The organism is Actinomycetospora sp., assembly GCF_036497245.1.
Lineage (GTDB): Bacteria > Actinomycetota > Actinomycetes > Mycobacteriales > Pseudonocardiaceae > Actinomycetospora.
On the sequence record NZ_DASXJS010000175.1, the window covers coordinates 1 to 7,607 of the forward strand.

Below are 7,607 nucleotides of genomic sequence, written 5' to 3' on the forward strand. Positions count from 1 at the left end.
GGACGGGCGTGGGGTTCGGGCCGGGCCCCGGCCAGGGCGAGGCCCTCCGCGACACAGGTCCTCGGCCGGTCGGGCACCTTGACGGGGAACCCCAGGGCGCTCTCCAGCTCGTCGCGCAGATGCGGCGCGAGCGAGCCGCCACCGACGAGCACCACCCCGCCGCCGAACAGGTCCGGGACCCCGGCCACGGGGAGATCGTCCAGGCAGTCGCCGAGCGAGGCGACGGCACGTCGGACGACGGGGACGACGGCCGCCTCGACCTCCGCGACCTCGACGGTGAGGACGCGGGGCCGGCCGGTCGCGACGTCGCGGCCCTCGACCACGAGGGGCTCCCGGGCCGCGGAGGCCTGGACTTTCATCGCGTCGGCGGCGGGGGGAGAGACGTCCAGGCCGTGCTGCTCGCGCAGCCGCCCACGGACGGCGGTGGTCATCTCATCGCCCGCGTGCCCGCAGGAGCGTCCGACCAGCACGACGCCGCGGCAGAAGACCGCGATCTCCGCGGTGCCCGCGCCGACGTCGACGACGGCCTGGACGCGGGTGTCGGCCAGATCGAGGCCGCAGCCCAGAGCGGCGGCGAGCGGGGCCGCGAGCAGGTCGACGCGTCCGAGCCCGGCCTCCTCGGCCGACTCGAGCAGAGCGCGACGTTCGAGCGGGGTCGCGTCGACCGAGCAGCTCAGGACGGCGTGGGGCCGACGGACGCGCCACCGGCCCCGCGACGTCTGACGGACGAGTTCGTGCAGGTAGGTACGGGCGAGGGTCAGGTCGGTCACCGCGCCCCCGCGCAACGGATGGCCGACGCGCGCACCGGGTGGGGTCCGGCCGTCCAGGGCCGCGGCCGCGTCGCCGAGCAGCAGTTCCCGCCCCCGCCGGGTCGGCCACTCCACCAGCAGCGAGGGCTGGTCGTGCACGACCCCGTCCCGCGGGTGGCACACCACGGTCGTTCCCGTCCCCAGATCGATGCCGATGTCCGCCATCACGACCCCCCGCGCCACGCCTCGGCCCCCTGCCCCGGCACCAGCTCGACGCTAGGGACGGACCGGTGGAATTCTCAGGGTCGTTTCTCCTCTCGCCGGTGTCCGAAGGTCCCTTGCCCGGGCGACACGGCTCCGCCGTGCACCGCCAGCGGTCCGGACAGGGCCGACCGGCGTCACGCGGGCCGACGGAGGTCCCGTCTCCGTGTCGGGCAGCAGGGCCGGACGACCCCGGGCTCGCGGTGCGGCTGCCCCTGCCGTCGCGCCGCGTGAGCGGACACTCTCGGTCGGTGACCCTGCGCGGGACGGTGAGTCTGCTGGTGCTCGTGTCGGTGACATTGACGATGGTCCTCGCGGTCTCGGGTCTCGTCGCGAGGCTGTCGATGCGTGAGCTCACCACGGAGATGACCACCCGGGGCGCCCCCGCCCGGGACGCCGCCGCCGGGCTCGTGACCGCGCTGGTCGACCAGGAGACCGGTAGTCGCGGGTTCGTGATCACGGGCGACCCACAGTTCCTCCAGCCCTACCGGGAGGGCATCGCCCGGGCCGCGGCGGCGGAGGCCGAGCTGACGGCCCTGCTCGGCGACGACCCGTCGGGCCGGACCGCGCTGGGGGTGGCGGCCGCCGCGGCCCTGCAGTGGCGGACGCTGGCGGCGCAACCGCAGATCGACGCGCGGCGCACCGCCACGCCGATCGACGTCGAGGCGGCCACGGTGCGGGCGAAGGCGCTGTTCGACCAGTTCCGGGCGGCGGCGGGCACGCTGGCCACGCATCTCGCCGACCAGGAATCGGCCCAGCTGGCGAGCGTGGCCCGCACCCAGGCCTGGGCGGACCGTGTCGCGGGGGCAGGTGTGGTCCTGGCGCTGCTCGTCGCGGGCGTCGCGCCGATCGTGGTGACGAGACGTCTCAGCGATCCGATCGGCCGGCTCCAGCGCCAGACCCGGGCGGTCGCCGACGGACAGGTCGAGATGCCGATCGCGGTGACCACGCCCGCCGAGATGGCCGCGATCGCCGCGGACGTCGACCTCATGCGGGAGAGCCTGCTCGCGCATCGTGAGGAGGCGGTGTCGGCCCAGCTGGAGCTCTCCGTGCGGGAGACGCGGGACCGGCTGGCCGCCGAGGTGCACGACAACACCGTGCAGCGGCTGTTCGCCCTGGGGCTGGCCCTCGACGCACTGGCCGCCACCGAGCCACTCGTCGAGCCACGCCTCGCACCGCTGGTCGACGAGCTCGACGAGGCGATGCGCGAGCTCCGCGCGCTGATCTTCGGCCTGGTGCGGACCTCGGTGAGCGCCGCGACGTTGCGCGACGCGGTGTTCGACCTGACCCGGGACAGCTCCCGGGCCCTCGGATTCACCCCGATGCTGGGGATCCACGGCGACCCCGCCGGGGCGCTCGACGACGCCGCCGCGATCGACCTGCTCACCGTGCTGCGGGAGGCCTTGAGCAACATCGCCCGCCATGCCCGCGCGGCCTCGGCCTCGGTGCGTCTGACCACCGACGGGCACTCGGTGGCCCTACGGGTGGTCGACGACGGCATCGGTCCATCCCCCGTGGGCGGGTCGGACGCCGCGCACGGCCACGGGATCGCGAGCATGGCCGCGCGGGCCGTCCGGCGCGGCGGTACCGCGAGCGTCCGGGCGGGCGAGGGTGCGGGCACCGTCGTGGAGTGGAGGATCCCGGTGGTCAACCGGTCGTCCGGTCCCGTTCCATCCGGGCCTCGACGAGGCGGGCCCGCGTGTGGCGCAGGCGCGTGAGGATCTCCCGCAGCCGGTCCGGGTCGCTCGAGCGCCCGACCCCGTGCGCCCGGTGGACGAGGTGGTCCTGGGCGCGCTCCAGAGCGGCGATGTGCATCCCCAGGGCGGTCGGAGGTCGGGGGGGTGATCGCGATCGCCGGGGATCCCGCGTCGGGTCGCGGGGCCGCGGACTGCCAGGTCCACCCGGGGTCGGGGAGCGCCTCGTCGAGCTCCCGTCCCGTCATCCACCCAGCCCACCTGCGCGACGCCGGGCCGGGCCACGACCGAAGGACCCCGATCGGCGGGGTCGGCGATCGCGACGCATCCGCCGAGCGCCGTCACGCCAGGGCCGGCGGGGCCTCCTCGGGCGGGGACGCGACGAGCGGTCCCTCGGCGGGGCCCTTCCAGATCGCGCGGCGCAGTTCCCGGACGAGGTCCTCGAGCTCGTCGACCTGCGCGAGCACCCGGTCCTGCGTCGCCCCGCTCGCGGCGGAGGCCGCGCTCGAGAGGGCGGTACCGACGAGCAGGAGCCGCTGCAGGACCCGGGTGTTGAGGTCCGCGACGAGCAGTTCGCGGTCCTCGACCCGACGCAGGGCCTCCCGGTCGGCCCGACTGCGGGCCAGCGCCAGGGTGGCCGTGGCCTGCGCGGCGAGACCTTCGACCATGTCGATGTCCTCCGCGCCGAACGGCGCCCGACCGGCGTCGCGGACCAGCAGGAGGACAGAGCGGGTCCCGTCGCCCGCGATCCCTTCGGAGATCCGGATGGCGAGCGCACTGCCGACCTGGGGGGCCGCGCCGAGCAGCTGGGCCGCCCGTCGATCCCCGGCCACGGAGGGGATGACGAGCGCCCGGTCGGACGCGAGGGCGGCTCCCGTGATCGTCTCGCCGTCGGTGAACCGCCGACCCTCGAGCGAGGCGAGGACCCCGGCGGCCCGGAGTACCGCCACTGCGGCCGGATCGTCCTCGTCGACGCTGCTCACGACCGCCCCCTGGGCGTCGGTGAGCGCGAGAGCCTCCTCGAGCAGGTGGCGCAGACCGGCGCTCGGGCCGAGGGAACCGGTGAGCAACCGCCTGCTGAGGTCCGCCGCCGCCGCCTGCCACCGGGCGCGACGCCGGGCACCCTCGAGCAGCAGGGCGTTCTCGATCGCCACGCCCGCGGCGGCCGCCAGGGCGGTGACGAGCTCCTCGTCGTCGCGGCTGAACTCCGCCGCCCCCTGCTTCTCGGTGAGATACAGGTGGCCGAAGACGGTCCCGCCGACCCACAGGGGCACGCCGAGGAAGGAACCCATCGGCGGGTGGTGCGGTGGGAAGCCGACCGCGGACGGGTGCTCGGTGAGGTCGCGGAGCCGCAGCGGGCGGGGATCGCCGATGACGGTTCCGAGGACACCCTCGCCGTCGGGCAGGTGGCCGATGGCGGCGGCCTCCTCGTCGCTCAGACCGGAGTACACGAAGCTCGTCAGGTGGCCGTCGTCGACGACGCCGAGCGCGCCGTACCGCGCGTCGACGAGGCTGCGGGCGCTCTCCACGACCCGCTGCTGCAGCTCGTCGGTGCCGGGTCGCTGCGCGATGTGCTGGGTGGCCGCCAGCAGCTTGCGCAGCCGTCCCTGCACCGTCTTGAGCTCGCCGGCGCGGGCGATGACCTGGTCGAGGAGGTCGTCGAGCTCGAGACGGACCGCGCCGGGGAAGGCGAGCTCCGCGGGCACCCCGGGCGGGCCTGGGGAGGAGGTGCTCGCGGTGTCGTCCACCGACCCATCGTGGGCTCGGGCCGGGTGCTGTCAAGGCACCGTCCTCTCACCTGGCGGAAGAGCGAGCCGGGGGCCGGGGGACCCGGTATCCCCCGGACCCTCGGCCCTGCCGGTCCGCGGCCCCGTCGCCGAGCGTCCGACGTGGTTCCGGGGGCAGACGTCAGGGGGCACGGTGGACGGACGGCGACGGTGCAGCGCGGTCCTCGACCGGTGCTGGACCGTTCTGCTGCCTCCCCGCAGCGAGCTGCGACGACCCTCGGACCGGCTCGAGACGCGGGCCGTCCGGGCCGCCGTGCTCCTCCTGGTCCTGGCGGTCCCGATCCTGCTCGCCCTCGGCAGCGCCTGGAGTGAGGACGCCCGCGTCGCCGCCGCCCACGAGCGGGCGACGTCCCATCGTGTCGCGGCCACCGTCGTCGCCCTCACCCGCCTGCCGTCGGCGGACGATTCGGCCATGGGGGCCAGCAATGTGACGCTGCAGTGGACCGAGTCCGACGGCGCGGTGCGCACGGCGTCCCGGACGGTGTACTCGAGCGTCGATGTCGGCGATCCCCGGCCCCTCTGGGTCGACACGGCCGGGAGACCGGTCCCGCCGCCCACGTCCGACTCGGACGCCGTCGTGGAAGGGGTGCTGGAGGCCTTCGCCGCCCTGTTCGTCTGGGGGCTCGCGCTCGCCGGGGGAGTGGTCGCCCTCCGGTGGGACCTCGACCGGCGCCGCCTGCGGCAGTGGGACGAGGACTGGCTCGACTTCCGGCGACGCGGCGACCGGGGCGCGGCCGGGTGAGAGCCGTCAGGGGTCCTCGGTCAGCACCTCGCGCAGCGGGCGCCGGGGCGTCGCCGGGATGGTGGCGGCACCGGGCTGGGGCCAGCCGACGCGCAGCGCGATCGCCGGGACGCGGTGGGCGCCGAGCGCGAGCCGCCGGACCCGGGCGCGGGTCTCGGGCACCTCGAACGGCTGCACGAACGGTGTGACCCCGAGCCCGAGCCTCGCCGCCTCCAGCAGCACCGCACTGAGCGACTCCCCGGCCCGCACCAGCGAGACCGTGTCGTCGGACTGCGCGGTCACCAGCAGGAACTGGGACGCGTCACGCTGGCCGGGCCGGGCCCGGGGGCGATCGAGCGTGCCGGGCGGCATCCACCGCATCGCGACGTCGTCGTAGACGGCCGCCGACTCTCCCGGGCGTGAACTGGCCGGGATCCCGTCACCGGCGCCGGCCAGACGGTGGGTCCAGTGCGCGAGCTCGCCCGCGTAGTCCTCCCGGGTGAGCTGGAGCCGGTCCGCCTCCTTGGCGGCCTCCACTACGACGTGGCGACTCTCCCCGACGAGCAGGTGCAGGGTGCCTCCCGTGCTGCGGGCCGCCTCGGCGAGCCGGTCGACGACGTCCGGGCCGACCTCGCGGGCGGCGAACCGGCGCCGGTCGGTGCGCCGGGCCGGGATCGCGGCGAACCACCTCGCCGTGCGGGCGTCGGGGGGCCCGCCGCGGTGGACGCGGACCCGCGCGAGGGGGTGCTCGGGGTCGCCGTCCTTGCCGTGGCGCACCTCGCCGCGCAGTCCGGCGACGGCGAGGGCCACGTGCAGGTGGTGCAGCGCGCACCCGCAACCGAGCAGCACGCTTCGGGCCTGTTCGTCGGTGGACGGCAGGCGACGGGTGCGGTCGGCGCGCAGGTCGAGGACGTCTCCGTGCAGGCGCCAGTGCCAGGGCTGGGCGTTGTGCTCGGAGGGGGCCAGCAGTGCGTGGGTGACGGCCTCGCGCAGCTCGTCGCGTGCCGGGAGGCCGGCCTCCGCCGGGCGCGTCGTGTCGTCGATCATCGCGTCCTCCTCGAGGGTCGTCCCGCCCACCGCAACCACGGCCCGGGTCTCGCCAGCCTCCCGATCGATCGGCCTGCCCGGAAGGGTCGTCCGGACCGCCCTGAACCCGGCAGGGCCGAAGGTCATGGCGGCACGGCCGGAGGGACCCCGGTCGCCGGAGGGCGTGGCGCGGGGCCGTCCGGTCGAGGTGGCTGATGCGGGCGGCGCCGCCGGTCCCGGGACCTTCGGCCCTGGGCCGGACCCGCCGGCCGGGACCACCCTTCTGGCCGCACCCGTTCGGCGCCCCCGCCGGGCGGGTCGCCGGGCGTCGGCCACCCGCATCCCCCCGCGGGCGGCTCGGCGCCCGGTCCCGCGGTCGCCCCGCGCCCCGCTCCCCGCGCCGGGGCCGGGCGACGGCCGGCGGCCGTGGACGACCCGGGACGAACGACACGCGTCATCCGCGCCTCTCGCCCCTGCCGGGCACCGGCCGGGCCGAGCACGGTGACCGGCGAGCCCGCCCACGGTCGCCCGGACCCGCGGCGGGATCGGGAGGCATCGTGGTCACCACCCACCCGGCCCGCACCGGCGCGACGTCGTGGACCCCGGCCGAGCTCGGAGTGCTGCTGCAGGCGGTGGAACCGGTCCCGGACCCGGCGCCCCCGGCCGGGTCGGTCACGGTCCACGACCGGGTCGTCGACGTCGTCCCCCTCGCCGGTGCACCGGACGGGACGCCCGGGCACGCGGATCTCGTCGCGGTCGGCCGGCTGGTGGCCGGCCTGGAGATCGCCGTGCGGAGCCTCGGATGGGAGCCCGAGCGGGACACCGCCGACGACGCCCGCGCCGATCCGCTGGTCCGGCTGACGGCGACACGACGGCGGCCCGCGATCCCGGCGGCGCTCGCCATGCACCGCGTCGACCGACGACTCCGCGAGGGACGCCTGGTCGGTACGGGGAGCCCGGACGCCGCCCAGGTCGTCGACGTGGCCCGGGGCGGGTCGACCACCCGCGCGTGGTGCGTCCTCGCGAACGGCCCCTCGCAGGGCGGTGCTCCCTCGTGGCACTCCCCGGGGACCCCGGTCCCGGAGGCGGCGTCGATCCGGCTGCCGTGGACGCGGGACCCGGTCCTTGCCGTGTGCACCCACGACGACGAGCCGGCCGACCACGTGGCCGCCGGGATCGCGGCCCACCGCGCCGTGGTGACCGCCGGGCTGCGAGGTCTGCTCGCCGCGGTGCACACCGCCGGTGTCGCCGAGCCCGCGGACCGGGTGGCGTGGGGCCATCGGGTCGACCCTGGGCACGGTCGGGTCCAGGCGCTGGTCCACCTGCACACCTGAGGGACCCGGTTGTGGTCCGGTCGTCCTGGCGAGGC

6 protein-coding genes are annotated in these 7,607 nt (G+C 76.5%); 3 read left to right on the top strand and 3 right to left on the bottom strand.

Features of this window, described 5'->3' with window-relative positions:
• Positions 1–992 (bottom strand): rod shape-determining protein (locus VGI02_RS18715; protein ID WP_331629597.1); only part of this gene is annotated, 992 nt, incomplete at its 3' end.
• A 269-nt stretch (positions 993–1,261) separates the two neighbouring features.
• Between VGI02_RS18715 and VGI02_RS18720 the strand changes: the two genes are divergently transcribed.
• The gene (locus tag VGI02_RS18720) at positions 1,262–2,728 is read left to right on the top strand and encodes a sensor histidine kinase (protein WP_331629599.1); all 1,467 of its coding nucleotides are present in this window, start codon (positions 1,262–1,264) and stop codon (positions 2,726–2,728) included.
• A gap of 317 nt (positions 2,729–3,045) precedes the next feature.
• On the opposite strand, the gene VGI02_RS18725 is transcribed toward VGI02_RS18720, so the two are convergent.
• Positions 3,046–4,452, bottom strand: a complete 1,407-nt coding sequence (locus VGI02_RS18725; RefSeq protein WP_331629601.1) for a GAF domain-containing protein — start codon at positions 4,450–4,452, stop codon at positions 3,046–3,048.
• A 172-nt stretch (positions 4,453–4,624) separates the two neighbouring features.
• Here VGI02_RS18725 and VGI02_RS18730 point away from each other — a divergent pair, with 172 nt between their 5' ends.
• On the top strand, positions 4,625–5,233 hold the full coding sequence (locus tag VGI02_RS18730) for an Rv1733c family protein (protein WP_331629603.1): 609 nt from the start codon (positions 4,625–4,627) through the stop codon (positions 5,231–5,233).
• 6 nt (positions 5,234–5,239) lie between these two features.
• Here VGI02_RS18730 and VGI02_RS18735 read toward each other — a convergent pair whose 3' ends face one another.
• Positions 5,240–6,259, bottom strand: coding sequence for an Acg family FMN-binding oxidoreductase (locus VGI02_RS18735; RefSeq protein WP_331629605.1), 1,020 nt, complete (start codon positions 6,257–6,259; stop codon positions 5,240–5,242).
• A 536-nt stretch (positions 6,260–6,795) separates the two neighbouring features.
• On the opposite strand from VGI02_RS18735, the gene VGI02_RS18740 reads away from it, so the two are divergent.
• A complete protein-coding gene (locus VGI02_RS18740) occupies positions 6,796–7,572 on the top strand; it encodes a hypothetical protein (RefSeq protein ID WP_331629607.1) in 777 nt (258 codons plus the stop codon).
• The last annotated feature ends 35 nt before the right edge of the window (positions 7,573–7,607 follow it).

Excerpts from the sequence above, each read along its gene's own strand:
- VGI02_RS18735 (WP_331629605.1), bottom strand. The coding sequence starts at position 6,259 with ATGATCGACGACACGACGCGCCCGGCGGAGGCCGGCCTCCCGGCACGC.